Origin of the sequence: Streptomyces sp. NPDC059247 (genome assembly GCF_042754005.1) — a bacterium.
Classification (GTDB): Bacteria; Actinomycetota; Actinomycetes; order Streptomycetales; family Streptomycetaceae; genus Streptomyces.
In genome coordinates, this window is sequence record NZ_JBHYZW010000003.1 from 267,265 (window position 1) to 292,532 (window position 25,268).

General features: G+C 74.4%; 27 protein-coding genes. 8 read left to right on the top strand and 19 right to left on the bottom strand.

Translation table 11 applies throughout. The features are described from left to right. Window positions 1-161 precede the first annotated feature (161 nt). From ACFXGN_RS08250 to ACFXGN_RS08275, 6 genes are all read left to right on the top strand, one after another. The gene (locus tag ACFXGN_RS08250) at window positions 162-1,307 is read left to right on the top strand and encodes an ADP-ribosylglycohydrolase family protein (protein ID WP_384855888.1); all 1,146 of its coding nucleotides are present in this window, start codon (window positions 162-164) and stop codon (window positions 1,305-1,307) included. Next, window positions 1,288-2,439: an ADP-ribosylglycohydrolase family protein gene (locus tag ACFXGN_RS08255; RefSeq protein WP_384855096.1), complete on the top strand. Its 1,152-nt coding sequence runs from the start codon at window positions 1,288-1,290 to the stop codon at window positions 2,437-2,439. The genes ACFXGN_RS08250 and ACFXGN_RS08255 overlap by 20 nt, the downstream gene beginning before the upstream one ends. A gap of 242 nt (window positions 2,440-2,681) precedes the next feature. After that, a complete protein-coding gene (locus tag ACFXGN_RS08260; protein ID WP_384855889.1) occupies window positions 2,682-4,232 on the top strand; it encodes an ADP-ribosylglycohydrolase family protein in 1,551 nt (516 codons plus the stop codon). Further along, on the top strand, window positions 4,229-5,149 hold the full coding sequence (rbsK, locus tag ACFXGN_RS08265) for a ribokinase (RefSeq protein WP_384855098.1): 921 nt from the start codon (window positions 4,229-4,231) through the stop codon (window positions 5,147-5,149). Before ACFXGN_RS08260 ends, rbsK begins: the two co-directional genes overlap by 4 nt. Continuing rightward, a complete protein-coding gene (locus tag ACFXGN_RS08270) occupies window positions 5,146-6,381 on the top strand; it encodes a CaiB/BaiF CoA transferase family protein (protein ID WP_384855101.1) in 1,236 nt (411 codons plus the stop codon). Before rbsK ends, ACFXGN_RS08270 begins: the two co-directional genes overlap by 4 nt. Continuing rightward, entirely contained in the window at window positions 6,378-7,208 is an 831-nt protein-coding gene (locus tag ACFXGN_RS08275; protein WP_384855104.1) for an HpcH/HpaI aldolase/citrate lyase family protein, read from the top strand. The genes ACFXGN_RS08270 and ACFXGN_RS08275 overlap by 4 nt, the downstream gene beginning before the upstream one ends. 119 nt (window positions 7,209-7,327) lie before the next feature. On the opposite strand, the gene lgt is transcribed toward ACFXGN_RS08275, so the two are convergent. The 11 genes from lgt to hisI all read right to left on the bottom strand — a co-directional run bounded on the left by lgt (window position 7,328) and on the right by hisI (window position 16,593). Next, complete coding sequence (gene lgt / locus ACFXGN_RS08280; RefSeq protein WP_384855105.1) at window positions 7,328-8,353, bottom strand: prolipoprotein diacylglyceryl transferase; 1,026 nt, start codon at window positions 8,351-8,353, stop codon at window positions 7,328-7,330. 85 nt (window positions 8,354-8,438) lie between these two features. Further along, on the bottom strand, window positions 8,439-9,263 hold the full coding sequence (locus ACFXGN_RS08285; RefSeq protein WP_384855108.1) for a DsbA family protein: 825 nt from the start codon (window positions 9,261-9,263) through the stop codon (window positions 8,439-8,441). Between the two features lie 63 nt (window positions 9,264-9,326). Continuing rightward, on the bottom strand, window positions 9,327-10,160 hold the full coding sequence (gene trpA, locus ACFXGN_RS08290) for a tryptophan synthase subunit alpha (protein ID WP_384855110.1): 834 nt from the start codon (window positions 10,158-10,160) through the stop codon (window positions 9,327-9,329). Further along, window positions 10,157-11,395, bottom strand: a complete 1,239-nt coding sequence (trpB, locus tag ACFXGN_RS08295) for a tryptophan synthase subunit beta (protein ID WP_384855113.1) — start codon at window positions 11,393-11,395, stop codon at window positions 10,157-10,159. The genes trpA and trpB overlap by 4 nt, the downstream gene beginning before the upstream one ends. A 184-nt stretch (window positions 11,396-11,579) precedes the next feature. After that, window positions 11,580-11,852 carry a tryptophan biosynthesis modulator TrpM gene (gene trpM, locus ACFXGN_RS08300; RefSeq protein WP_384855115.1) on the bottom strand — a complete coding sequence of 91 codons (273 nt, stop codon included), beginning with the start codon at window positions 11,850-11,852 and terminating at the stop codon, window positions 11,580-11,582. 7 nt (window positions 11,853-11,859) lie between these two features. Beyond that, on the bottom strand, window positions 11,860-12,669 hold the full coding sequence (gene trpC, locus ACFXGN_RS08305) for an indole-3-glycerol phosphate synthase TrpC (RefSeq protein ID WP_384855118.1): 810 nt from the start codon (window positions 12,667-12,669) through the stop codon (window positions 11,860-11,862). Between the two features lie 154 nt (window positions 12,670-12,823). After that, the gene (locus ACFXGN_RS08310) at window positions 12,824-13,330 is read right to left on the bottom strand and encodes a DUF2752 domain-containing protein (RefSeq protein ID WP_384855121.1); all 507 of its coding nucleotides are present in this window, start codon (window positions 13,328-13,330) and stop codon (window positions 12,824-12,826) included. 347 nt (window positions 13,331-13,677) lie between these two features. Further along, entirely contained in the window at window positions 13,678-13,932 is a 255-nt protein-coding gene (locus ACFXGN_RS08315; RefSeq protein WP_384855122.1) for an HGxxPAAW family protein, read from the bottom strand. Window positions 13,933-14,081: 149 nt separating this feature from the next. Next, window positions 14,082-14,726: a TIGR02234 family membrane protein gene (locus ACFXGN_RS08320; protein ID WP_384855124.1), complete on the bottom strand. Its 645-nt coding sequence runs from the start codon at window positions 14,724-14,726 to the stop codon at window positions 14,082-14,084. 14 nt (window positions 14,727-14,740) lie between these two features. After that, window positions 14,741-16,231: an anthranilate synthase component I gene (locus ACFXGN_RS08325; protein WP_384855127.1), complete on the bottom strand. Its 1,491-nt coding sequence runs from the start codon at window positions 16,229-16,231 to the stop codon at window positions 14,741-14,743. A gap of 11 nt (window positions 16,232-16,242) precedes the next feature. Next, window positions 16,243-16,593, bottom strand: coding sequence for a phosphoribosyl-AMP cyclohydrolase (gene hisI / locus ACFXGN_RS08330; protein WP_384855129.1), 351 nt, complete (start codon window positions 16,591-16,593; stop codon window positions 16,243-16,245). A gap of 84 nt (window positions 16,594-16,677) precedes the next feature. Between hisI and ACFXGN_RS08335 the strand changes: the two genes are divergently transcribed. Next, on the top strand, window positions 16,678-17,313 hold the full coding sequence (locus tag ACFXGN_RS08335) for a TIGR03085 family metal-binding protein (RefSeq protein ID WP_384855132.1): 636 nt from the start codon (window positions 16,678-16,680) through the stop codon (window positions 17,311-17,313). A gap of 56 nt (window positions 17,314-17,369) precedes the next feature. Here ACFXGN_RS08335 and hisF read toward each other — a convergent pair whose 3' ends face one another. From hisF to hisD, 8 genes are read right to left on the bottom strand one after another with little or no spacing between them, the layout of a single operon-like run. Further along, on the bottom strand, window positions 17,370-18,125 hold the full coding sequence (gene hisF, locus ACFXGN_RS08340) for an imidazole glycerol phosphate synthase subunit HisF (RefSeq protein WP_384855134.1): 756 nt from the start codon (window positions 18,123-18,125) through the stop codon (window positions 17,370-17,372). Then, the gene (locus tag ACFXGN_RS08345) at window positions 18,122-18,520 is read right to left on the bottom strand and encodes a RidA family protein (RefSeq protein ID WP_384855137.1); all 399 of its coding nucleotides are present in this window, start codon (window positions 18,518-18,520) and stop codon (window positions 18,122-18,124) included. Before ACFXGN_RS08345 ends, hisF begins: the two co-directional genes overlap by 4 nt. Then, window positions 18,517-19,248 (bottom strand): bifunctional 1-(5-phosphoribosyl)-5-((5-phosphoribosylamino)methylideneamino)imidazole-4-carboxamide isomerase/phosphoribosylanthranilate isomerase PriA, encoded by a 732-nt coding sequence (gene priA, locus ACFXGN_RS08350; protein ID WP_384855140.1) that lies wholly within the window; start codon window positions 19,246-19,248, stop codon window positions 18,517-18,519. The genes ACFXGN_RS08345 and priA overlap by 4 nt, the downstream gene beginning before the upstream one ends. A 2-nt stretch (window positions 19,249-19,250) precedes the next feature. Continuing rightward, window positions 19,251-19,892 (bottom strand): imidazole glycerol phosphate synthase subunit HisH, encoded by a 642-nt coding sequence (hisH, locus tag ACFXGN_RS08355; RefSeq protein ID WP_384855143.1) that lies wholly within the window; start codon window positions 19,890-19,892, stop codon window positions 19,251-19,253. Then, a complete protein-coding gene (locus ACFXGN_RS08360; protein WP_384855146.1) occupies window positions 19,889-20,053 on the bottom strand; it encodes a hypothetical protein in 165 nt (54 codons plus the stop codon). The genes hisH and ACFXGN_RS08360 overlap by 4 nt, the downstream gene beginning before the upstream one ends. 2 nt (window positions 20,054-20,055) lie before the next feature. Next, window positions 20,056-20,649, bottom strand: a complete 594-nt coding sequence (gene hisB, locus ACFXGN_RS08365) for an imidazoleglycerol-phosphate dehydratase HisB (RefSeq protein ID WP_351779238.1) — start codon at window positions 20,647-20,649, stop codon at window positions 20,056-20,058. Continuing rightward, window positions 20,646-21,752 carry a histidinol-phosphate transaminase gene (locus ACFXGN_RS08370; protein WP_384855148.1) on the bottom strand — a complete coding sequence of 369 codons (1,107 nt, stop codon included), beginning with the start codon at window positions 21,750-21,752 and terminating at the stop codon, window positions 20,646-20,648. Before ACFXGN_RS08370 ends, hisB begins: the two co-directional genes overlap by 4 nt. Next, window positions 21,749-23,098, bottom strand: coding sequence for a histidinol dehydrogenase (gene hisD / locus ACFXGN_RS08375; protein WP_384855151.1), 1,350 nt, complete (start codon window positions 23,096-23,098; stop codon window positions 21,749-21,751). The genes ACFXGN_RS08370 and hisD overlap by 4 nt, the downstream gene beginning before the upstream one ends. A 202-nt stretch (window positions 23,099-23,300) precedes the next feature. On the opposite strand from hisD, the gene ACFXGN_RS08380 reads away from it, so the two are divergent. Then, window positions 23,301-24,908 (top strand): oxidoreductase, encoded by a 1,608-nt coding sequence (locus ACFXGN_RS08380; RefSeq protein WP_384855154.1) that lies wholly within the window; start codon window positions 23,301-23,303, stop codon window positions 24,906-24,908. The last annotated feature ends 360 nt before the right edge of the window (window positions 24,909-25,268 follow it).

Here is a 25,268-nt window from a genome sequence, read left to right on the forward strand (position 1 = left end):
CGGTGCGGGGTGCCGTCTCCGCGACCGGCGCCCGGCAGGACCTCGCCGCCGTGACCGGCGTCCTCCGGCGGCCCGCCCCCGTGCGGGGCACCGGTTCCTGGCGGGGTGCGGACGCGCCCCCGGCCCGGGACGGCACTGGTCCCGACGGGGCGGCGCCCCGCGTGCCGGGCAGGGACGCGGTCGAGGGCCTGCTCCTCGGCATCGCGGCGGGCGACGCCGCCGGATGGCCCGCCGCCCGGCACCGCGCGGCCCGGATGCCCGAGTGGACCCGCCGTCTCACCCGCGAACTCGACACCTTCGCCGAACAGAACGCGACCACCACCCTCCCCGTACCCCTCGCGCTCAACCAGCCCCCTGAGCCGCTGCGGCTCGGCCCCTCGGACGACGCCGAGTGGGCGGCGTTCACCGCCGAGGCCCTGCTCGCCGCCGGAGGCCCGGTCTTCGCCGGGCTCCCCCCGGAGCGCAGGCTCCGGGCCGCCGTCGACCTCGCCTGGAACGCCCTCGCCGGACAGGTCGCCGCCGCCGCCGACCGCGCCCCCGAGGTGGAGTCCGCCGTGCTCCCGCTCCGGGCCCGGATCTCGGTCCGCGCGGGCCTCGGCAACCTCGCCACCGGCCTGCGCCCCCCGGCCACCGGCCACGACAACCCGCACTACTTCGACGACGCGGCCTGCGTACGGGCCGCCGTCCTGGCCCTCGCCCACCCGGGCGACCCGCGCGCCGCCGCCGAACTGGCCGAGTTCGACGCCCGGTACACCCAGGACGGCGACGGCGTCCACGGCGCCCGCGCCATGGCCGCGGCGATCGCCGCCGCGCTCGGCGGGGCGACGGTGGAGGGGGCCGTGGCGGCGGCCCTCGCCGAACTCCCCCCGGTCACCGAGATCGGCCGCAACGCCCGGTACGCGGTGGAGCTCGCGCGGACCGCCGGTTCGGCCTTCGCACTGGTCCCGCTCCTGGAGCACCGGATCGTGGACCACGTCTACAGCTACGGCATCGCCGCCGCCGAGACCGTCCCGGTGGCCCTGGCCCTCGCGACCGCCGCCGGGGGCGGGATGACGGCCGCCGTACCGGCCGCCGCCTGTCTGTCCCGGGTCGCGGACTCCGCCCCCGCCCTCGTGGGCGCGCTCACCGGGGCGCTGGGCGGCGGCCGTTCGGTCCCGGCGACCTGGCGGGACGCCTGCCGGACACTGGCGGGCTGCGCGCTGCCCCGGCTCGCGGGGACGGACCTCGTCGAACTCGCCGGGCTGCTGACAACCACGGAACCGGCCACCCCAGGTGGACAATTCCGACATGACACCCACTCTGGATGACCGGATCACCGGCAGCCTCCTCGGGGCCGCCGTCGGCGACGCGCTCGGCGGCCCCGTCGAGGGGTACACCCCCGAGCAGATCGTGGAGCGCCACGGCGGCCGGGTCACCGGGATCGTCGGCCCCTGGAACGGCGACGGCTGGCGCACCGCCCGCCCCATCGCCCCGTACCACAAGGGCGACGGGCACGTCACCGACGACACCTTGATGACCCACGCCCTGATCCGGGTGTACGCGAAGGTCCGCGGGCACCTCGACGCGTACGCGGTCGCGGACCGGCTGGTCCCCGAACTCATGGACGCCCCGGTGTGGATCCCGGAGCTGGAGGCGGAGGCGCTGCCGCTCCAGCGGATCTTCCTCGCCGAGAAGTGGATCGTGACCCGGCTGCACTACGCCCACGCGGATCCGCGCGAGGCCGGGAACGGAAACATCGTCAACTGCGGCGCCGCGATGTACATGGCGCCGGTCGGACTGGTCAACGCGGCCCATCCGGAGGCCGCGTACGCCGAGGCCCTCGACGTGGCGGGCGCGCACCAGTCCTCGTACGGGCGGGAGGCGGCGGGCGTCTTCGCGGCGGCGGTCGCGGCGGCGTGCGCGCCGGGCGCCACACCGTCCTCGGTGCTCGGGACGGCGCTCTCGCTGGCGAAGGACGGCACCCGGGCGGCGATCGAGGCGGTCGCGGAAGTGGCCTCGGGACAACGGGACTTCGAGTCGGCGCTCGCTCCGCTGCGGGCGGCGGTGGCGCCCTTCGACTCCGTCGGCCCCGACTACCGCACACCGTCCCTCGGCGCCCGCCGCCCGTCCCGGCTGCACGCGATCGAGGAACTGCCGGTCGCCCTGGGCATGTTGCTCGTCGGCGAGGGCGACTTCCGGCGTACGGTCCTGGGCGCCGTCAACTACGGCCGCGACTGCGACTCGACCGCCACGATGGCGGGGGCGCTCGCGGGCGCGCTGGGCGGGGAGTCCGCGGTGCCGGCCGACTGGGCGAAACGGGTGGCGGAGGCCAGCCGTCTCGATCTGCACGCCCCGGCGCGGGCCCTGGCCGAGGTCGCGCACGAGGTCTTCGCGCGGGACACCGCGCGCCGCCGGGCCCACGAGGCGGCGTTCACCGCGCTGACCGGCGCGGCCCGGTGAACCTCCGGCTGACCTGGGTGCAGCCGGAGGACCTGGTGGGGCACGAGCTGCGGCAGGCGCGGGAGGACGGCCGCGACGCCCGCGCGCTCGCGGCCCGCTGGTACGCGGCGGGCGGCGCCCCGGCTCCGGAGACGGCGGGCGCCTCCGGGGTGCCGCGCCCGGAGCTGCGCCCCCTGGCGGAGGAGATCCTGGACGCCCTGGCGGCGCTCCCCACCCCCCTCGCCGTCCACGAGCCGACCTCCCTGCCCGCGATCCACGCCCTGACGGCCACCCCCACCACCGGGACCGCGCCCACCGGACCCGCCCCCGTCCGGCCCGTACGCCCCGGCCGGTCCGGCGCTCCGGCCCGACGGACGACCCCACCGCCCCACGAACACGGGCATCCGCACGGGCAGCACGCCCCCGACGAGGACACCACCCGCCCCGGTTCCGCGTACGGCCACGGGGCCGCCCGCCCCGACGCGCACCCGGACGCCCGCACCCCCGGCGGACCCCCCGGCCGCCACCAGCCGGTGGACGGGCCCGACGCCCCCCGCGCCACGTACGACCACGGGGACCACCACGGGCACGACCACGGGTACGACCACGGGTACGACCACGGGGACAACCCCAGGGACGCCCACCCGGACACGCGCCCCCGCCCCCACACCCCCGGCCACCACCGACCGGCGGACGCGCGCGGTCATCCCCGCGCCGCGTACGGCCAGGAATCCGCCGCCCGCGACGCCCTCCGGGACCGGCTGCACGCCGCCTGGCTGGGGCGCGCGATCGGCTGTCTGCTCGGCAAGCCCGTCGAGAAGCTGCCCCTCTCCGCCCTGCGCGCCCTCGCCCGCGCCACCGGCAACTGGCCCCTCACCACCTGGTTCACCGCCCGGGGCGTCCCGCCGGAGCTGCTCGCCGCGCACCCCTGGAACCGGCGCTCCGCCACCACCTCCCTCGCCGAGAACATCGACGGTATGCCCGAGGACGACGACCTCGACTACGCCCTGCTCAACCTGCTGCTCCTGCGGCGGCACGGCCGGGGCTTCAGCACCGCCGACGTCGCCCGTCTCTGGCTCGACGCCCTCCCCGCGGGCCGCGCCTTCACCGCCGAACGCGTCGCCTACCGCAACCTCCTCGACGGGGTGGAGCCCCCGCTGACCGCCCTCCGCCGCAATCCGTTCCGCGAGTGGATCGGCGCCGGGATCCGCGCCGACGTGCACGGCTGGACCCATCCGGGCGACCCGGTGGCCGCCGCCGCGCAGGCGCACCGGGACGCGGTCCTCACCCACACCGCGAACGGCGTCTACGGCGCCATGTTCGTCGCCGCCACCCTCGCCACCGCCGCGAGCGGCACCGCCGACGTGCACCGCTCGCTGGCCTCGGGCCTCGCCGTGGTCCCGCCGCGCTCCCGGCTCGCGGAGGCGGTCCGCCGGGGCATCGCGTACGCCCGCGAGGCCCCGCCGGGACCGGACGGCTTCGATCCGGTCGTCGACCGGCTGCACGCCGAACTCGGCGGGTACCACTGGGTCCATGCCGTCCCCAACGCCGCCCTGCTCGCCGCCGCCCTCACGCACGCGGAGGGCGACTTCTCCCGCTCGATCTGCGCGGCGGTCTCCGGCGGCTGGGACACCGACTCCAACGGCGCCACCGCCGGTTCGGTCGCCGGGCTGCTCGCCGGTCACCCCGACCGGCTGCCCGGACACTGGACCTCTCCCCTCAAGAACCGGCTGTCGACCTCCGTCCCGTCCTTCGACGGCACCGGCTTCGACACCCTGGCCGAACTGACCCTCCTGGAGGCCGTACGCCCATGACCGGCATCGTCGTACTCGGCAGCACCAACATGGACCTCGTCGCCTACGTCCCGAGGGCGCCCGCCCTCGGCGAGACCGTCACCGGCCGTTCCTTCCGCACCGTCCCCGGCGGCAAGGGTGCCAACCAGGCCGTCGCCGCCGCCCGCGCCGGGGGCGGGGTGTCGATGATCGGCGCGGTCGGCACGGACGACTTCGGGGCGCGGCTCCGGTCCGCGCTCGACCACGCCTCGGTCGACACCGACCTGCTGCGCACCGTCGAGGGTGCCTCCGGCACCGCCCACATCGTCGTCGACGACCGGGGCGGCAACGCGATCGTCGTCGTCCCCGGCGCCAACGGCACCGTCACCGCCCTCACCCACGGCGACGAGGCCCTCATCGGCACCGCCGACACCCTGCTCCTCCAGCTCGAACTCCCCCTCTCCGTCGTCGTGGAGGGCGCGGTGACCGCCCGCCGCCTCGGCGTCCGCACCGTCCTCACCCCCGCTCCCGCCCGGCCGCTGCCCGCCGAACTCCTCGCCGCGACGGATCTGCTGGTGCCCAACGAGCACGAGGCCGCCGCGCTCACCGGCCGGGCCGACCCCCGCGAGGCGGCGCTGGCCCTGCTCCGGGACGTCCCCGAGGTGATCGTCACCCTCGGGGCGGCCGGCGGTCTCCACGCGGTGCGCGGCGCCGAACCGGTCCTCGTCCCCGCCCCCCGGGTACGGGCCGTGGACACCACCGGCGCGGGCGACACCCTCGTCGGGGCGCTCGCGGTCGCCCTCGGTGAGGGCCGTCCCCTCCCCGAGGCGCTGGCCTGGGCGCAGACCGCCGCCGCGCTCTCCGTGCGGCGCGAGGGCGCCTCGACGTCGATGCCGTTCCGCACGGAGATCGAGGCGGCCTTCGGGCCCCTCGGCAACAGGGAGACCGACCGCGTATGACCACCGCACCCGACGCCACCGCGTCCGCCCGCCCGGACCCCGCCCCCGGGCCCCCGCTGGAGGGGCTGCGGGTCCTGGATCTGGCGACCCTCTTCGCCGGTCCGCTCGCGGCCATGATGCTCGGCGACTTCGGCGCCGACGTCGTCAAGGTCGAGCACCCCCGCAAGCCCGACCCGTCCCGTGGCCACGGCCCCGCCAAGGACGGCGTCGGTCTGTGGTGGAAGGTCCTCGGCCGGAACAAGCGGACGATCACCCTCGATCTGTCGTCGCCCGGCGGCCGTGACACCCTCCTGGCGCTCGCCGCCGACGCCGACGTGGTCGTCGAGAACTTCCGCCCCGGCACCCTGGAGCGCTGGGGTCTCGGCTGGGAGGAGCTGTCCGCCGTCAACCCGCGGCTGGTGCTCGCCCGGGTCACCGGCTTCGGCCAGTTCGGCCCGTACGCCCACCGGCCCGGCTTCGGCACCCTCGCCGAGGCGATGAGCGGATTCGCCGCCCTCACCGGTGAGCCCGAGGGCCCGCCGACCCTGCCCCCCTTCGGTCTGGCCGACTCGATCGCCGCCCTGGCCACCGCGTACGCCGTGCTGACCGCGCTCACCGCGAGGACCACGACCGGCCGCGGCCAGGTCGTCGACATGGCGATCATCGAACCGATGCTCGCCGTCATCGGACCCCACCCCCTCTGGTACGACCAGCTCGGCTACGTCCAGCCCCGGACCGGCAACCGCTCCCGCAACAACGCCCCGCGCAACACCTACCGGACCGCCGACGGCTCCTGGGTCGCCGTCTCCACCTCGGCCCAGTCGATCGCCGAGCGGGTGCTGCGGCTCGTCGGGCGGCCGGAGCTGATCGACGAGCCGTGGTTCGCGGACGGCACCGGACGGGCGGCGCACTCCGACGTCCTCGACGAGGCGGTCGGCTCCTGGATCGCCCGCCGCACCCGCGACGAGGCGATGGCCGCCTTCGAGAAGGCGGAGGCGGCCATCGCGCCCGTCTACGACGTGCGGGACGTCGTGGACGACCCCCAGTACCGGGCGCTCGGCACCGTCACCGAGGTGCACGACCCGGAGCTCGGCCCGATCAGGATGCAGAACGTCCTCTTCCGGCTCTCCGAGACGCCCGGCGCGATCCGCTGGCCCGGCCGCCCGCACGGCGCCGACACCACCGCCGTCCTCGGTGAACTGGGCCTCGGCCCCGCCGAGATCGACGCCCTGCGCGCCCAGGGGGCGGTATGAGCGCCGCCCGCAGGAACGGCACGGACCGCTCCCCCACCCCGCTGACCTGGCTGTACGCCCCCGGCGACCGGCCCGAGGTGGTCCGCAAGGCGCTGCTCTCCGGCGCCGACGTGGTGATCGTCGACCTGGAGGACGCGGTCGCCCCGCACCGCAAGGCGTACGCCCTGGACGCCACGGCGGATCTCCTCGCGGACCCCTCCCCCGTCCCGGTGCACGTCCGCGTCCACTCCCCGTACGACATCCCCACGCTGGCCCCCCTCCCCGGACTCCACGGTCTCCGTCTCCCCAAGGTGACACACGCCACCGACATCCACCGGATCGCCGCCCTCGCCCCCGGTCTCCCCCTCTACCCGCTCCTGGAGAGCGCCCTGGCCGTGGAGCACGCGTACGCCATCGCCACCGCCCATCCGGCCGTACGGGGCGTCGCGCTCGGTGAGGCGGACCTCCGCGCCGAGCTGAACGTGCGCGAGGACGGGGGTCTGGACTGGTCGCGCGGCCGGGTGGTGGTGGCGGCCCGCGCGGCGGCCCTCCCGCCCCCGGCGCAGTCGGTCCATCCCGACGTCGGCGATCTGGAGGCGCTGGCCGCCGGGTGCGCCCGGGGCCGGGCGATGGGCTTCTTCGGGCGGGCCGCCATCCACCCCCGGCAGCTCCCGGTCATCGAGCGGGCCTATCTGCCGACCCCGGCGGAGATCGACGCGGCGCGGGAGGTCGTCGCGGCGGCGGACGCCGAGCGGGGCGCGCAGGCCCTGCCGGACGGGCGGTTCGTCGACGCGGCCGTGGTGGCGGGCGCCCACCGGCTCCTCGCCCTGGCGTCCCGCACGGCCTGACCCGCACGGCCTGACCCGTACGCCCCGGCCCGCCCCGGCCCCGGCCGACGGGCCCGGACAAGCGGAAGGGCCACCGGAACCCATGGCTCCGGTGGCCCTTCCGTCGTGGGTGGGGGGGGTCAGCCCTTGGCCGTCGATCCCGCGCCGTGCCCGACGTCCTCGCCGGACCGTCCCGACTTCCCGGACTCCCCGGCGTCCTCTTCGGCACCGTCCCTGACGGCGTCCCCGGACTCCTCGGCCCCGGCCTTCTCATCGGAACCGGCCTCCGCGTCGGCGTCCTTCACGGAACCGTCCTCGGCGCCCTCCTCGGTACCGGCGGCTTCCTTCGCCGCGGCCCTCGGCTCCACGATCTCCTCGCGGCCCGGACGGACCCGGGCGGAGATCACCATGTAGAGCACGGCGAGCAGGAAGACGACGATCGCCGTCCACACGTTCAGCCGCACGCCCAGGATGTGGTGGGCCTCGTCGACCCGCATGTACTCGATCCAGGCGCGGCCCGCGCAGTAGGCGGCGACGTAGAGCGCGAAGGCGCGTCCGTGGCCGAGCGTGAAGCGGCGGTCGGCCCAGACGACCAGGACGGCCACGCCGACGCACCACAGCGACTCGTACAGGAAGGTCGGGTGGTACAGCCCGGCCTCGCGGTTGGCGCTCGCGGTGATCTTCAGGGCCCAGGGCAGATCGGTCGGCTTCCCGTAGAGCTCCTGGTTGAACCAGTTGCCCCAGCGGCCGATGGCCTGGGCGAGGACGATGCCGGGGGCGATGGCGTCGGCGTACGCCGGGAGCGGGATGCCCCGGCGGCGGCAGCCGATCCAGGCGCCCACCGCGCCGAACGCGATGGCGCCCCAGATGCCGAGGCCGCCCTCCCAGATCTTGAAGGCGTCGACCCAGTCCTGACCGTCGCTGAAGTACAGCTGGTAGTCGGTGATGACGTGGTAGAGGCGTCCGCCGACGAGGCCGAAGGGCACCGCCCAGACGGCGATGTCGGCCACGGTGCCGGCGGTGCCGCCCCGGGCGATCCAGCGCTTGTTGCCGTACCAGACGGCGACGAAGACACCGAGGATGATGCAGAAGGCGTAGCCGCGCAGCGGGATCGGTCCGAGGTGGATCACGCCGGTCGACGGGCTGGGGATGTAGGCAAGTTCCATGGCAGGTCCGACGCTACCCTGCCGGACGGGCGCGGCGGCAGCCCGTCCGGCAACTTCTGGATAACCAATCCGCCGGGGAAGCGGCTCAGCCGGCCGGGGGCGAGGCCGTTCCGGGCTTCTTGCCCTTGTTGGCCTCGGCGACCCACTTCTTCAGGTTCGCCGGGGAGATCTGCTCGTTGCCCTTGGTCGGGAAGACCGACTCCCCGTTGAGGAGGACGGACGGCGTGCCCCGGAAGCCGCCGTTCTGGAAGGCCTTGTTCGACTCGGCCACCCAGCTGTCGTGGGTGCCGTCGTTCACACAGGAGCGGAAGGCGGGGGTGTCGAGGCCGGGGACCTTCCCCGCCAGCTCGATCAGCCTGTCGTTCTTGCCGAAGGCGTCGTCCGTCTCCTGCGGCTGGTTGATGTAGAGCGTGTCGTGGTACGCGGTGAACTTCCCGGCGTCCTGGGAGCACGCCGCCGCGTTCGCCGCGCGCAGCGAACCGCTGCCGCCCATGTTCCCGTCGATGAGGGTGGCGAGGTGGTACTCGGCCTTGAGGGCTCCGGCGGCCTCCAGCTCATGGATGCTGTCCCGCATCACGTTCTCGAACTGGGCGCACGCCGGGCAGCGGAAGTCCTCCCAGATCGCGAGGGTCGAGGGCGCGTCCGGCTTCCCGGTGGGGATGGCGGGCTTGCCGTCCTGGTCGGTCGCCCCGGTGGGCGCGACCACCGGACCCGCCTTGTCGGAGCCGCCGCCCTTGTCGACGTTGGCGGCGATCACCCCGACGACCGCCGCCAGGCCGAGGACGCCGACCACCGCGGCGGTCACGATCAGGACCCGCCGCTTCCTCTCCTGGCTCTTCTCGCGCTCGCGCTGCTGCTGAAGGCGCTCCCGCGCGCTCCGGTTACCGTCACCACGGTTCTTCTCGCTCACGTCCGGGGAACGAACCGGGGAGGCACGTCCGCGCCTCCCCGGTCACTTATCCACCCGAACGGGTTACGGAAGGCGTCGCACGCCCTCGGCGAGTTCGGCCGCCAGTTCCCTTACGGCGGCGAGTCCCGCCGCCTCGTCGCCGTCGGCGTCGAGGATGCGCTTGACGAAGGCGGAGCCGACGATGACGCCGTCGGCGAAGGCCGCGACCTCCTTGGCCTGGGTGGCGTTGGAGACGCCGAGGCCGACGCAGACGGGGAGCTCCCGGCCGGACGCGGTGGCGGCCCGGGTGCGGCGGACGAGGTCGGCGGCCTGTTCGCCGACCGACTCGCGGGTGCCGGTGACTCCCATGAGGGAGGCGGCGTAGACGAAGCCGGAACCGGCCGCGGTGATGGTGCCGAGGCGCTCGTCCCTGCTGCTGGGCGCGACGACGAAGACGGTGGCGAGACCGTGCTTGTCGGCGTGGTCGCGCCAGAGTCCGGACTCCTGGACGGGCAGGTCGGGCAGGATGCAGCCCGCGCCGCCCGCCGCCGCGAGCTCCTCGGTGAAGCGCTCGACGCCGTACCGGTCGATCGGGTTCCAGTACGTCATGACGAGGACCGGCTTCCCGGTGGCCTCGTGGGCCTCGCGGACCGTCCGCATGACGTCGGCGATCTTGACTCCACCGCGCAGGGCGATGTCGTCGGCGGTCTGGATGACCGGGCCGTCGAGGACCGGGTCGCTGTGCGGGAGGCCGACCTCGACGATGTCGGCGCCGCCCTCGAAGACGGCCTTGATCGCGGCGATGCCGCCGTCGACGGTCGGGAAACCGGCGGGCAGGTAGGCGATGAGCGCCGCCCGGTCCTCGGCCTTCGCCTTGGCCAGGGTGTCGCCGAGCAGCTGGATGTTGCCGTTCGTCACCGGGAGCCCTCCCCGTCGTAGAGGCCGAAGTAGCGGGCGGCCGTGTCCATGTCCTTGTCGCCGCGCCCCGAGAGGTTGACCAGGATCAGGCCGTCCTCGCCGAGTTCCCTGCCGACCTCCAGGGCTCCGGCGAGGGCGTGCGCCGACTCGATCGCCGGGATGATGCCCTCGGTGCGGGAGAGCAGGCGCAGGGCCTGCATGGCCGCGTCGTCGGTGACGGCGCGGTACTCGGCGCGTCCGGTGTCCTTGAGGTAGGCGTGCTCCGGGCCGATGCCGGGGTAGTCGAGGCCCGCCGAGATCGAGTACGGCTCGGTGATCTGGCCCTCCTCGTCCTGGAGGACGTACGACCGCGAGCCGTGCAGGATGCCGGGCTCGCCCGCCGTGAGGGTGGCCGCGTGCTCGCCGGTCTCGACGCCGTGCCCGGCGGGCTCGCAGCCGATCAGGCGCACGTCCGCGTCGGGGACGAAGGCGTGGAAGAGGCCGATGGCGTTGGAGCCGCCGCCGACGCAGGCGACCGCCGCGTCGGGGAGGCGTCCGGCGCGCTCCAGGATCTGGCGGCGGGCCTCGACGCCGATGACCCGGTGGAAGTCGCGGACCATGGCGGGGAAGGGGTGCGGTCCAGCGACCGTGCCGAAGAGGTAGTGGGTGCGGTCGACGTTGGCGACCCAGTCGCGGAACGCCTCGTTGATGGCGTCCTTGAGGGTGCGGCTGCCGGAGGTGACGGCGACGACCTCGGCGCCGAGCATCCGCATCCGGGCCACGTTGAGGGCCTGGCGCTGGGTGTCGACCTCGCCCATGTAGATGGTGCAGTCGAGGCCGAAGAGGGCGCAGGCGGTGGCGGTGGCGACGCCGTGCTGACCGGCGCCGGTCTCGGCGATGACCCGGGTCTTGCCCATCCGCTTGGTCAGCAGGGCCTGGCCCAACACGTTGTTGATCTTGTGCGAGCCGGTGTGGTTGAGGTCCTCGCGCTTGAGGAAGACCCGGGCGCCGCCCGCGTGTCCGGCGAAGCGGGACACCTCGGTGAGGGCGCTCGGGCGGCCGGTGTAGTTGACCATGAGGTCGTTGAGCTCACGGGCGAAGGCGGGGTCGGACCTGGCCTTGTCGTACTCGACGGCGACCTCGTCGACGGCGGCGACGAGCGCCTCCGGGATGAACTTGCCGCCGTAGGCGCCGAAGTAGCCCTCGGCGGTGGGGACCTGGCCGTCCGGGTCCGGGATGAAGAACTCGCTGGACATGCGGTTGCTCCTCGCGGGGCGGATGCCCCGTGCGACGTGGTGGGTGGTCACGGATGCGCGCGACGGCCGGCGCCCCCTGCCGTGCCGGAGCGTCCGGACCCGCGCGGGCGCCACGGACGCGGTGCGTCCGAGGGGCGGGCGGGTACGGCGGCGGAGGCATCCACGGGGATGCCCTGGGGGGTCGTCAGAAGGCGCGCGCGGGGCGCGGGCGCCATCGCATTCCGTTGACCTGGCCGGGCTCGTCGCCGATGACGTACCGCACCCGGCGGCCGTGGACACGGCGGGCGGGGGCGCGGCAGCCACGCGGGCGGCAGCCCCGGGCCAGCGGGGCGTGCGGTGCGGGGACGGAGGCGGCGGCGCCGCAGGACCGGCGACCGCGACCGGGGGTGACCGACGGCACGCCGACGTTCCCCCGGGCGGGGCCCGGAGGGGTCGGCACGGCGCGGCGGCGGGTCATGGCGGAGTCAGCTCCGGCCGTGCCGCAGGGCGGGGTGGGCACCGGCGGCGACGAGGTCGGCGACGGCGGCCTTCGGGTCGCGGCCGGTGACGAGGGACTCGCCGACCAGGACCGCGTCGGCGCCCGCGTTGGCGTACGCGATGAGGTCGTGCGGGCCGCGGACGCCGGACTCGGCGATCTTGACGATGGTGTCCGGGATCTCCGGGGCGACGCGCTCGAAGGTGGAGCGGTCCACCTTGAGGGTCTTCAGGTTGCGCGCGTTGACGCCGATGATCCGGGCGCCCGCGTCGACGGCCCGCTCGACCTCGTCCTCGTCGTGGACCTCGACCAGCGGGGTGAGTCCGATGGACTCGGCCCGCTCGATGAGGGAGACGAGGGCCTCCTGCTCCAGCGCGGCCACGATGAGGAGCGCGAGGTCCGCTCCGTAGGCGCGGGCCTCCCAGAGCTGGTAGGCGGTGACGATGAAGTCCTTGCGCAGGACCGGGATGTCGACCTTGGCGCGGACGGCCTCCAGGTCCGCGAGCGAGCCGCCGAAGCGGCGCTGCTCGGTGAGGACGGAGATGACGGCGGCGCCGCCCGCCTCGTAGTCCGCGGCGAGTCCCGCCGGGTCGGCGATCGCGGCGAGTGCCCCCTTGGACGGGCTGGAGCGCTTGACCTCGCAGATGACCTTGACGCCTTCGCCGCGCAGTGCGGCGACGCCGTCCTTGGCCTGCGGTGCCTTGGCGGCACGCTCCTTGAGCTCGTCGAGGGTGACCCGCGCCTGTCGCTCTGCGAGGTCGGCGCGCACGCCTTCGATGATCTCGTCGAGCACACTCACGCGAGGGGCCCCCTTCCGGGACGGTGATGGTGATGAGGAACCAGGTTCAGCCACATCGATCCTATCCGCAGGACGGCCCCGGACCCGCATCGGCCGGAGTGGTGTCCCATCTGATGGGACTCCCTTCGGGGTCCCCCGGGTGCCGGTACGGGCCTCAGGGGGCCAGCGCGGAGCCGAAGGGAAGGTTCCGGACCAGGGTGAACAGGGCGAGCACGGCGCCGGTCACCCACCACCAGACCGGGGCGACGGCGAGGCGCTGGGGGACTCCCCGGACGGCGCGAATCAGCCAGACGGCCAGGAGCACGCCGAAGATTCCGTAGCCGACGACCGCGAGGGCGTTGGCGCCGAGGGCGGCGGGGAGGTCGCCGTGGACGAAGGCGTGGGCGCTGCGGAGGCCGCCGCAGCCGGGGCAGTAGATCCCGGTGAAGCGGAGCAGCGGGCAGACGGGGTAGTGCCCGGGTTCGTTGGGGTCGACCGTCCCGACGTACGCGAAGGCGGCGGCGACCCCGGCGAGGGTGCCGAGGGGCGCGAGAAGGCGCCGGGGCAGCGGGCGGGGCGGGGGCGGACCGGGCCACGCGCGCGCGTGCGGCGGTACGGGCCCGGCGGGCCACCCGGGCGGATGCGGGGGCGGTACGGGCCCGGCGGGCGGGGGTCCCGGCACCGGTCCCGGTCCTGCTTGCGGTCCGGGCCCTGCTCCCGGTCCGGGCCCTGCTTGCGATCCCGGTCCTGCCCGCGGTCCCGGTTCCTGCGGGACCGGGCGGTCGTTCCCGGGCCGCGCGGGCGCGGGCGGGGTCCCGGCCGCCGTGCCGTCGCCCCGGTGGTCCCCGACCGGCCGTGCGGGCGCGGGCGGGTGCGCGGGGGTTCCGCCGGGTTCACCCGGTCGGGCGAGGGGGTCCTCGGTCGCGGCTCCGGCCGTCGGCTGCGTGTCCACCCGGTGATTCTCGCCCCGGACGCGCGTGAGCGCAGCCCGGCGGGGCCGGGCTGCGCTCACGGGGTCTCCGGACCGCGTCAGGACGACGAACGGGCCTGGAGGGTGGCGGCCTCGCGGGCGGCGACGACCTCGGCCGACTGCTTCGGCATCCCGAGACCGGCGGCCTTCATCGCGAGGCCGACGATGCCGCCGAGCACGATGACGCCCATACCGGCCCAGAAGCCGGGGATGTTGGCGGCCACCATGAAGACACCGGCGATGCAGAAGCCGATGAAGGCGATGATGACACCGGTCCAGGCGGCCGGGGTGTGTCCGTGGGCGCTGCCCGCCATGAGTTGCTCCTCGTTGCAGTTGCTCGATGGTGAGGGTCTCGCGTGCGCGGACACTCTGCGCTCATTGTCCCGCACGTGGGCGCGCGAGGATGAATCGGGGGTGCCGGGACGATCACGCGTCGCGGTGGACTCCCCCGTCGTGCCGGTCGTCAGACCGTCCCGGTGGGGTCCTCGCCCCGGTCCAGGGCCTTCCACAGGTCCTCGGGCCGGTCCGGGTCGGTGCTGGGGGCCTTGCGGGCGCGCGGGGCGCCGGAGCGCTCGTAACGGCCGCCCATCCCGGGCCAGGTCTTGCCGAAGCGGAGCGCGAGGAGGCCCGCGAGGAGGATGAGGAGGGCGCCCGCCGCGGTCACGTACGGCCAGACGGTGTAGGCGGGTCCGGCGACGGCGGCGGCGGTGTCGCCGCTGATGCGGGCGGCCTCGGCGTTCAGGGCGGCGCTGTCGGAGGCGCCGAGGAAGGCGGCCAGCGCGGCGCCCGCGCCGCTCAGCGCGAGGAGCGCGGAGACGAGGGTGCGGCCGGTGCGGCGGACGGCGAAGACCGCGAAGAGCGCGGCCAGACCGACGATCGCGAGGGCGGTGGGGACACCGGTGACGGCTCCGCCGTCGGCTTCGACGGGGACGGTGCCGCCGCCGACGGACGCGGTGCCCTCCGCCCAGATCTGTCCCGCCGAGAGCAGGACGACGGTGGCGCCGGCGGCGCCGAGCAGGAGGGCCGCGGCCAGGCTGCGGCGGCCACCGGGAACGGCCGCTCGGGCGGCCCGGGGCTGGGGTACGGATACGGCACTCACGTACCCCACTATCCCCTACCCGCTCAGCGGCCGTTCATCCGGTTGGCGGTGTGGACCGCGCGGAGGACGGCCGCGGCCTTGTTGCGGCACTCGTTGTCCTCGGCGACGGGGTCGGAGTCGGCGACGACACCCGCTCCGGCCTGCACGTACGCGGTTCCGTCGCGGAGCAGGGCGGTGCGGATGGCGATGGCGGTGTCCGCGTCCCCGGCGAAATCGAGATAACCGACACATCCGCCGTACAGCCCGCGCCGGGAGGGTTCGAGCTCCTCGATGATCTGCATCGCGCGCGGCTTGGGCGCGCCGGAGAGCGTCCCGGCGGGGAAGCAGGCGGTGAGGACGTCGAAGGCGGTGCTGCCCTCGGCTACCTCGCCGGTCACGGTGGAGACGATGTGCATGACGTGGGAGTAGCGCTCGACCGACATGAAGTCGACGACCTCGACGGAGCCGGGGGTACAGACCCGGCCGAGGTCGTTGCGGCCGAGGTCGACGAGCATGAGGTGCTCGGCGCGTTCCTTGGGGTCGGCGAGGAGTTCCTCGGCGAGGTCGTGGTCCTCCTGCGGGGTGGCGCCCCGGTGCCGGGTGCCCGCGATGGGGTGGAGCATCGCGCGGCCGTCCTCGACCTTGACGAGGGCCTCGGGGCTGGAGCCGACGACGTCGAAGCCGTTCTCGAACCGGAAGAGGTACATGTACGGGGAGGGGTTGGTGGCCCGCAGGACCCGGTAGACGTCGAGCGCGGAGGCGGTGCACGGGGTCTCGAACCGCTGGGAGGGCACGACCTGGAAGGCCTCGCCCGCCCGGATGCGCTCCTTGATGTCCTCGACGGCGTCCTGGTAGGCGGGGCCGCCCCAGAGCGCGGAGAACTCGGGGAGCGCGGAGTCGGGCAGGGCGGTGGGGGCGGTGGCGACCGGGCGGGCGAGGTCGGCCTCCATCGCGTCGAGGCGGGCGACGGCGTGCCCGTACGCCTCGTCGACGCCGGTCTCCAGGTCGTTGTGGTTGATCGCGTTGGCGATCAGCAGGACCGAGCCGTCCCAGTGGTCGAGGACGGCGAGGTCGCTGGTGAGGAGCATGGTCAGCTCGGGCAGGGCCAGGTCGTCCCGGCCGTGCTCGCCGATCTTCTCCAGGCGGCGGACGATGTCGTAGCCGAGGTAGCCGACCATGCCGCCGGTGAACGGCGGCAGGCCGCCGCCGAGGTCGCGGGGGGTGTGCAGGGTCTCGACGGTGGCGCGCAGGGCCTGGAGCGGGTCGCCGTCGGTGGGGACGCCGACGGGCGGGGTGCCCAGCCAGTGGGCCTCGCCGTCCCGCACGGTCAGGGTGGCGTCGCTGCGGACTCCGATGAAGGAGTACCGGGACCAGCTCCGGCCGTTCTCCGCGGATTCGAGGAGGAAGGTGCCGGGCCGTTCGGCGGCGAGCTTGCGGTAGAGCCCGACCGGGGTGTCGCCGTCCGCGAGCAGCCTGCGGCTGACGGGGATGACACGGCGGTCGGCCGCCAGCTTGCGGAAGGTGTCGAGATCCATGGCGCCAGACCCTACTCGGATACGGGGAGCACGTCGGTGTCGAAGCAGGTCCGGGTGCCGGTGTGGCAGGCGGCTCCGACCTGGTCGACCTTGACGAGGACGGTGTCGGCGTCGCAGTCGAGGGCCACGGACCTGACGTGCTGGACGTGCCCGGAGGTGTCCCCCTTGACCCAGTACTCCTGGCGGCTGCGGGACCAGTAGGTGCAGCGGCCGGTGGTGAGGGTGCGGTGGAGGGCCTCGTCGTCCATCCAGCCGAGCATCAGCACCTCGCCGGTGTCGTACTGCTGGGCGACGGCGGGGAAGAGTCCGTCGGGGCCGCGCTTGAGCCGGGCGGCGAGGGCCGGGTCCAGATTGCTGGTCATGACGCCATTGTGCCGCGCCCGGGAGCGGTGTCCGGCGGGGCGTCCACTGGGCGGACCGGGGGCGTCCGCCGTACGCTGGCCGACATGTCGACCCATGCCACACGTGAACGGCTTCTGCTCGCCGACCTGTTGGAGACCGCGGGCCCGGACGCCCCGACGCTCTGCGAGGGCTGGCTGACCCGGGACCTCGCGGCCCATGTGGTGGTGCGGGAGCGGCGCCCGGACGCGGCGGCCGGTTCCCTCGTACCGGCGCTGCGCGAGCGCGGGGACCGGGTGCGGGCCGAGTTCGCGGAGAAGCCGTACGAGGAGCTGATCCAGCTCATCAGGACGGGGCCGCCCCGGTTCTCGCCGTTCGCCGTGAAGCAGGTGGACGAGGGGGCGAACACGGTCGAGTTCTACGTGCACGCCGAGGACGTGCGGCGGGCGCAGCCGGACTGGTCGGCGCGGGCGCTCGATCCGGTGTTCTCGGACGCCCTGTGGTCCCGTCTCGAACGCGCCGCGCGGCTGCTGGGCCGGAAGGCTCCGGTGGGTCTCGTGCTGCGCCGTCCGAACGGGCAGACGGTGGTCGCCCACCGGGGCACGCCGGTGGTGACGGTGTCCGGGGAGCCGGGCGAGCTGACGATGTACCTCTTCGGGCGGCAGTCCTCGGCCGAGGTGGATCTGGAGGGGGAGCCGGAGGCGATCGAGCGGCTGCGGGAGGCGAAGCAGCTGGGGATCTGAGTCCGGCGGCGGGAAAGGGCCCCCGAGGGGGCCCTTTCCGTGGGGTGCGGCGGCGGTCAGCGGACCGGGTGGCCCGCCTCGCGCAGCGCTTCCTTGACCTGGGAGATCCGCAGGTCGCCGAAGTGGAAGACGGAGGCGGCGAGCACCGCGTCGGCGCCCGCGGCCACGGCGGGCGCGAAGTCGGCCGGCCCGCCCGCGCCGCCGGAGGCGATCACCGGGACGGTGACGTGCCGGCGGACGGCCGTGATCATCTCGGTGTCGTAGCCGTCCTTGGTGCCGTCGGCGTCCATCGAGTTGAGCAGGATCTCGCCCGCGCCCAGTTCGGCGGCCCGGTGCGCCCATTCGACGGCGTCGATGCCGGTGCCCTCCCGGCCGCCGTGGGTCGTCACCTCGAAGGAGCCCGAGGGGGTGCGGCGGGCGTCGACCGACAGGACGAGGACCTGCCTGCCGAAGCGCTCCGCGATCTCCCGGATCAGTTCGGGGCGGACGATGGCGGCGGTGTTGACGCCGACCTTGTCGGCTCCGGCCCGCAGGAGCTTGTCGACGTCGTCGGCGGAGCGGACGCCGCCGCCGACGGTGAGCGGGATGAAGACCTGTTCGGCGGTGCGGCGCACCACGTCGTAGGTGGTCTCCCGGTTGCCCGAGGAGGCGGTGATGTCGAGGAAGGTCAGCTCGTCGGCGCCCTCGGCGTCGTACAGCTTGGCCATCTCGACGGGGTCGCCCGCGTCCCGCAGGTTCTGGAAGTTGACGCCCTTGACGACCCGGCCGTTGTCGACGTCCAGGCAGGGGATCACCCGTACGGCGAGGCTCATCCGGCGGCCTCCCGGTGGGCTTCGATCTCGACCTCGACGACCAGGCGGGGGTCGACGAAGCCGGAGACGATGATCATGGAGGCGGCGGGCCGGACGGCGTCGAACAGTTCCTTGTGGGCGCGGCCGACCTCGTCCACGTCCCGGGCGTGGGTGAGGTACATGCGGGTGCGCACGACGTGTTCCGGGCCCAGACCGAGCTGCTCCAGGGCGCCGAAGGCCACCCGGAAGGAGTTGACGGCCTGGTCGTACGGGCCGCCGTCGGCGATCTGGCCGTCGACCACCGAGGTGCAGCCGGAGACCAGGACCAGGCCGTTCGGCAGTTCGACGGCGCGGGAGTAGCCGAACTGCTCCTCCCAGGGCGCCCCGGTGACGACCTTGCGGACCCCGGAGGTCACGGCTTCACCGCCGCGAGCGCCTCTTCCAGGGTGAACGCCTTCGCGTACAGCGCCTTGCCGACGATCGCGCCCTCGACGCCGAGCGGGACGAGGCCGGACAGGGCCCGCAGGTCGTCCAGGGAGGAGACGCCGCCGGAGGCGACGACGGGCTTGTCGGTGGCCGCGCAGACGTTCTTCAGGAGTTCCAGGTTGGGGCCCTGGAGGGTGCCGTCCTTGGCGATGTCGGTGACGACGTAGCGGGAGCAGCCCTCGGAGTCGAGGCGGGCGAGGGTCTCGTACAGGTCGCCGCCGTCGCGGGTCCAGCCCCGGCCGCGCAGGGTGGTGCCGCGGACGTCGAGGCCGACGGCGATGCGGTCGCCGTACTCGGCGATGACCTTGGCGACCCACTCGGGGGTCTCCAGGGCGGCGGTGCCGAGGTTGACGCGGGTGCAGCCGGTGGCGAGGGCGGCGGCGAGGGAGGCGTCGTCGCGGATGCCGCCGGACAGCTCGACCTTGATGTCCATGGCCTGGGCGACCTCGGCGATCAGCTCGCGGTTGTCGCCGGTGCCGAAGGCGGCGTCGAGGTCGACCAGGTGGAGCCATTCGGCGCCGGAGCCCTGCCAGGCGAGCGCCGCTTCGAGCGGGGAGCCGTAGGAGGTCTCGGTTCCGGACTCGCCGTGGACGAGGCGGACGGCCTGGCCGTCGCGGACGTCGACGGCGGGGAGGAGTTCGAGCACGCTTCCAGACACAGTCACAGGGTTCCGATCCAGTTGGTGAGGAGCTGGGCTCCGGCGTCGCCGGACTTCTCGGGGTGGAACTGGGTCGCCCACAGGGCGCCGTTCTCGACGGCGGCGACGAACGGCTCGCCGTGGGTGGACCAGGCGACCTTGGGGGCGCGGATGAGGGGGTTGCCCACCTCCAGGCTCCACTCGCGGACCGCGTAGGAGTGCACGAAGTAGTACCGGGCGTCGGCGTCGAGCCCGGCGAACAGTTCGGTGCCCTCGGGCGCGTCGACGGTGTTCCAGCCCATGTGGGGGACGACGGGGGCCTTCAGCGGTTCGACCGTACCGGGCCACTCGTCGAGGCCCTCGGTCTCGACGCCGTGCTCGATGCCCTGGGCGAAGAGGATCTGCATCCCGACGCAGATGCCCATGACGGGTCGGCCGCCCGCGAGCCTGCGGCCGACGATCCAGTCGCCGCGGGCCTGCCTGAGGCCGCTCATGCAGGCGGCGAAGGCGCCGACGCCGGGGACGAGGAGTCCGTCGGCGTTCATCGCGGTGTCGTAGTCGCGGGTGATCTCGACGTCGGCGCCGACCCGGGCGAGGGCGCGCTCGGCGGAGCGGACGTTGCCGAAGCCGTAGTCGAAGACGACGACCTTCTTCGTCCCGGTCATGACCACACGTCCAGCCGGAGCACTCCGGCGGAGAGGCACATGGCGGCGCCGATGGAGACGAGCACGACGAGGCTCTTGGGCATCTGCTGCTTGACGAAGGAGTAGATGCCGCCGAGCAGGAAGAGCCCGACGACGATGAGGATGGTGGAGAGGCCGTTCACGACTAGAGCGCGCCCTTCGTGGAGGGGAGGATTCCGGCGGCGCGCGGGTCGCGCTCGGAGGCGTAGCGGAGCGCGCGGGCGAATGCCTTGAACTGGCACTCCACGATGTGGTGGGCGTTGCGCCCGTACGGGACGTGGACGTGCAGCGCGATCTGGGCCTGTGCGACGAAGGACTCCAGGATGTGCCGGGTCATCGTCGTGTCGTACGAGCCGATCATCGGCGCCATGTTCTCGGGCTCGGTGTGCACGAGGTAGGGGCGTCCCGAGAGGTCCACCGTGACCTGGGCCAGCGACTCGTCCAGCGGGACGGTGCAGTTGCCGAAGCGGTAGATGCCGACCTTGTCGCCGAGGGCCTGCTTGAAGGCGGCGCCGAGGGCGAGGGCGGTGTCCTCGATGGTGTGGTGGGAGTCGATGTGGAGATCGCCGTCGGTCTTGACGGTGAGGTCGAACAGACCGTGCCGGCCGAGCTGGTCGAGCATGTGGTCGAAGAACCCGACCCCGGTCGACACATCGACCTTCCCGGTGCCGTCCAGGTCGATCTCGACGACGACGGAGGTCTCCTTGGTGGTGCGCTCCACGCGTCCTACGCGGCTCATGCGCTCTGCTCCTTCTTCAGTTCACGGACCGCGTCGAGGAACGCGTCGTTCTCGTCGGGGGTGCCCGCGGTGACCCGCAGCCATCCCGGTACGCCGTTGTCCCGGACCAGGACGCCCCGGTCGAGGATCGCCCGCCAGGCCGCGTGGGTGTCGGGGAAGCGCCCGAACTGCACGAAGTTGGCGTCCGACTCGGTGACCTCGTAGCCGATCCCGCGCAGCTCGGTGACGAGCCGGTCCCGCTCGGCCTTGAGCTGCTCGACGTACCCGAGGAGGGTGTCGGTGTGCTCCAGGGCGGCGAGCGCGGTCGCCTGGGTGACGGCGGAGAGGTGGTACGGCAGCCGGACGAGCTGGACGGCGTCGACGACCGCGGGGTGCGCGGCGAGGTAGCCGAGGCGCAGTCCGGCGGCGCCGAAGGCCTTGGACATGGTCCGGGAGACCACCAGGTTCGGGCGGCCCTCGAGGAGCGGCAGCAGCGAGTCCCCGTGGCTGAACTCCACGTACGCCTCGTCGACGACCACCATCGACGGCCGGGCCGCCTGGGCCGCCTCGTAGAGCGCGAGGACGGTGTCAGCGGAGACGGCGGTGCCGGTGGGGTTGTTGGGCGAGGTCACGAAGACGACGTGCGGGCGGTGCTCGGCGACGGCGCGCTCGGCGGCGGGCAGGTCGACGGTGAAGTCCTCGGCGCGGGGGCCGGAGATCCAGCCGGTGCCGGTGCCCCGGGAGATCAGGGCGTGCATCGAGTACGAGGGCTCGAAGCCCATCGCGGTGCGGCCGGGTCCGCCGAAGGTCTGCAGGAGCTGCTGGAGGACCTCGTTGGAGCCGTTGGCCGCCCAGACGTTCTCGGTGGCGACCGGGTGGCCGGTGGTGCGGGTGAGGTAGCGGGCCAGCTCGGTGCGGAGTTCGACCGCGTCCCGGTCGGGGTAGCGGTTGAGGTGCCGGGCCGCCTCGGTGACCCGCTCCGCGATCCGGGCGACCAGGGCCTCGGGCAGCGGGTAGGGGTTCTCGTTGGTGTTCAGCTGGACGGGGACGTCGAGCTGCGGCGCGCCGTACGGGGACTTGCCGCGCAGCTCGTCCCGTACGGGGAGGTCGTCGATGCCGGTCACTTGCTCTGGGGAACCTTCCATCCGAACCTCGCCTTGATCGCGGCGCCGTGCGCGGGCAGGTCCTCGGCCTCGGCGAGGGTGACCACGTGGTGGGCGACCTCGGCGAGGGCGTCCCGGCCGTAGTCCACGATGTGCACCCCGCGCAGGAAGGACTGCACGGAGAGGCCCGAGGAGTGGCAGGCGCAGCCGCCGGTGGGCAGTACGTGGTTGGAGCCCGCGCAGTAGTCGCCGAGGGAGACCGGGGACCAGGGGCCGACGAAGATCGCGCCCGCGTTGCGGACCCGGTCGGCGACGGCGGCGGCGTCGCGGGTCTGGATCTCCAGGTGCTCGGCCCCGTAGGCGTCGACGACCTTGAGGCCGTCGTCGAGGTCGCGGACCAGGACGATCGCGGACTGGCGGCCCGCGAGGGCGGGGGCGATCCGGTCGTCGACGTGCTTGGAGGCGGCGACCTGGGTCTTCAGCTCGGCCTCGGTGGCGGCGGCCAGCTCCTCCGAGTCGGTGACGAGGACGGAGGCGGCCATCGGGTCGTGCTCGGCCTGGCTGATCAGGTCGGCGGCGACGTGCACCGGGTCCGCGGTGGAGTCCGCGAGGACCGCGATCTCCGTCGGTCCGGCCTCGGCGTCGATGCCGATGCGGCCCTTGAGGAGGCGCTTGGCGGCGGCCACGTAGATGTTGCCGGGGCCGGTGACCAGGTTGACGGGGGCGCAGCCGGGCTCGTCGGCGGTGCCGGTGTCCTCGGTGCCGTACGCGAACATGGCGATGGCCTGGGCGCCGCCGGCGGCGTAGACCTCGTCCACGCCGAGGAGGGCGCAGGCGGCCAGGATCGTCGGGTGGGGCAGGCCGCCGAAGTCGCGCTGCGGGGGCGAGGCGACGGCGATGCCCTCGACTCCGGCCTCCTGGGCCGGGACGACGTTCATCACGACGGAGGACGGGTAGACGGAGCGACCGCCCGGTACGTACAGGCCGACGCGCTCGACCGGGATCCACTTCTCGGTGACCGTGCCGCCGGGGACGACCTGGGTGGTGTGGGTGGTGCGGCGCTGGGCGCGGTGGACGAGCCGGGCGCGCCGGACGGACTCCTCCAGGGCGGCGCGGACGGCCGGGTCCAGCTCGTCGAGGGCGCGGCGGATCGCCGCGGCGGGGACGCGCAGGCCGGGCACGCGGACGCCGTCGAACTTCTCCCCGTAGTCGATCACCGCGGCCGCGCCATGATGCCGGACGTCCTCACAGATCGGCCGCACCTTCTCCAGGGCGGCTTCCACGTCGAACTCGGCACGGGGCAGCAGGTCACGCAGTGCGGAACCCTCGGGGAGGGTCTCGCCGCGCAGATCGATTCGAGAGATCACGGGTCAATTCTCGCAGACGGCCCACAGCGCCGGACGCCCGTATCAGTGGCTGATACACACCACACTGGCGTCTAGTCGCCACTCCTGACCGTTAGCGTTCAGCCCGTCACTCAGCGGGAAGAACGGCTGTACGAATCCACAAGCCCGGGAATCCGGGGGCGGGGAATCGTGGGAACGGATCGTGGAGAGCGAGGGGGCGGCGTTGACCGAGCCGCATGAGGACGGGATGCCGGACGGTCTCACGGCACCGGAGCGGGCCGTGTGGCGGGCGTTCCGGATCGGCAGGACGTGCGATCTGACCGAGGGCGTGCCGGAGCTGGACGACCCCTTCGGGGGGCGGGAGTGGGGGGAGGGCAGGACCGTCCGGGCCGAGGTGGTGGCGCTGCTGCTGCTCGCCGGGCCGCAGGCCCGCTCCGGGCGGGTCGCCGCGCTGAAGCTGCGCGGGGTGCGGATCACCGGCGTGCTGAACCTGGCGGGCGGGACGATAGCGCCGTACGTGGAGCTGCACGGCTGCCGCTTCGACGGCGAGGTCGTGCTGCCCGAGGCCCGGTTCGGGACGCTGCGGCTGGTCGGCTGCGCGCTGCCCCGGCTGGAGGCGGCCCGGCTGCACACCGAGGGCGATCTGCACCTGCCGCGCTGCCGGGTGCGGCACGGCATCCGGCTGACCGACGCGCAGATCGGCACCGATCTGCTCATGAACCAGATCCAGGTGTGGCCGGACCGGCGCGGACGGGCCATCACGGCGGACGGCATGGTCGTCGCCCAGGACCTCCAGGCCGAGCTGATCGAGGCGCACGGGGAGCTGAGCCTCCGCGGCGCGCGGATCGGCGTCTCGCTCAGCCTGCGGGGCAGCGTGCTGCGCGGCGCCCAGGGCCGCCGCGCGCTCAACGCGCCGCAGCTGACCGTGGAGCGCTCCCTCTATCTGAACGCCGCCTGGGTGTACGGGGAGACGGCGGGCGTCCCCGACCACTCCACGGCCACCCCGCCCTACGGGGTGACGCCCGCCCAGGGCGCCCGGCGCAAGCCGGTGGAGTGCCACGGCGGGGTGCGGCTCGACGACGGGCGGTTCGGGGACGCGGTGGACCTGCACCACGCCCGCTTCCTGCTCGACGGCGCGCGCCGGGAGGAGGTCTCGCTGCGCCGGATCGTCACCCCTGAGCTCCGGTTCAACGGGGAGCGGCCGGAGGAGGGCCGCGTGGTGCTCAACGGCGCGAAGGTCGTCACCCTCATCGACCTGTCCACGAGCTGGCCGGGGCCCGGCGGTCTCGCCATGGGCGGCTTCGCCTACGAGAACCTGGTGCCGTACGGGCACTTCCCGCTGGCCCGGCGCCTGGAGTGGGTGGCCGCCGCGACCCCGGAGTACGCGCCGGAGCCGTACGAGCGGCTGGCCACCGTGCTGCGCAACAGCGGGGAGGACGCCGACGCCCGGGAGGTGCTGCTCGCCAAGCAGCGGCGCCGCCGGGAGACGCTGCCGCTCGCGGGGAAGCTCTGGGGGTACATCCAGGACTGGACGGTGGCCTACGGCTACCGGCCCGGCCGGGCGGCGCTGTGGATGGCGGTCCTGTGGGCGGCGGGCACGGCGGCCTTCTCCCACTACCGGCCGACACCGCTGAAGGCGGACGAGGCCCCGGAGTGGAACGCCACGCTGTTCGCCCTCGACCTGCTGATCCCCGTGATCAACCTGGGCCAGGACGGCGCCTGGCGCCTGCACGGCCTGTGGCAGTGGGCGGCGGCGATCCTGATCATGCTCGGCTGGATCCTGGCGACGACGGTCGCGGCGGGCGCGACGAGACTGCTGAGCCGGGGCTGAGGGGGCCGGGGCCCGGAAGGGGCGAGGCCCGGCCCGGCGCGTGGCCCGTCTGGCGCGTGGCCCGTTCGGCGCGTGGCCAGCGCGTGCCCGGTCCGGGGCCTGTGTGCCCGCTCCGGGGCCTGCGCGTGCCCGGTCCGGGCCGGTTCCGGGGCCAGCGTGCCCTGCGCGGCACGTGCCCGGTCCGGGGCCTGCGTGCCCGGTCCTGGCCGGTCCTGGCCCGTCCGGGCCCGCCCCCTGCGCGGCGCGCGCGGCTCGTGGCGGCCCGGCGGGCCGAAGTCCTCGTCCGGCGCCCGGCCGGAGGCGGGCGGCCGGGTGCCGTCCTCCCGGCCGTCCCCAGGCCGTCGGGAGACCCGCGCGGTG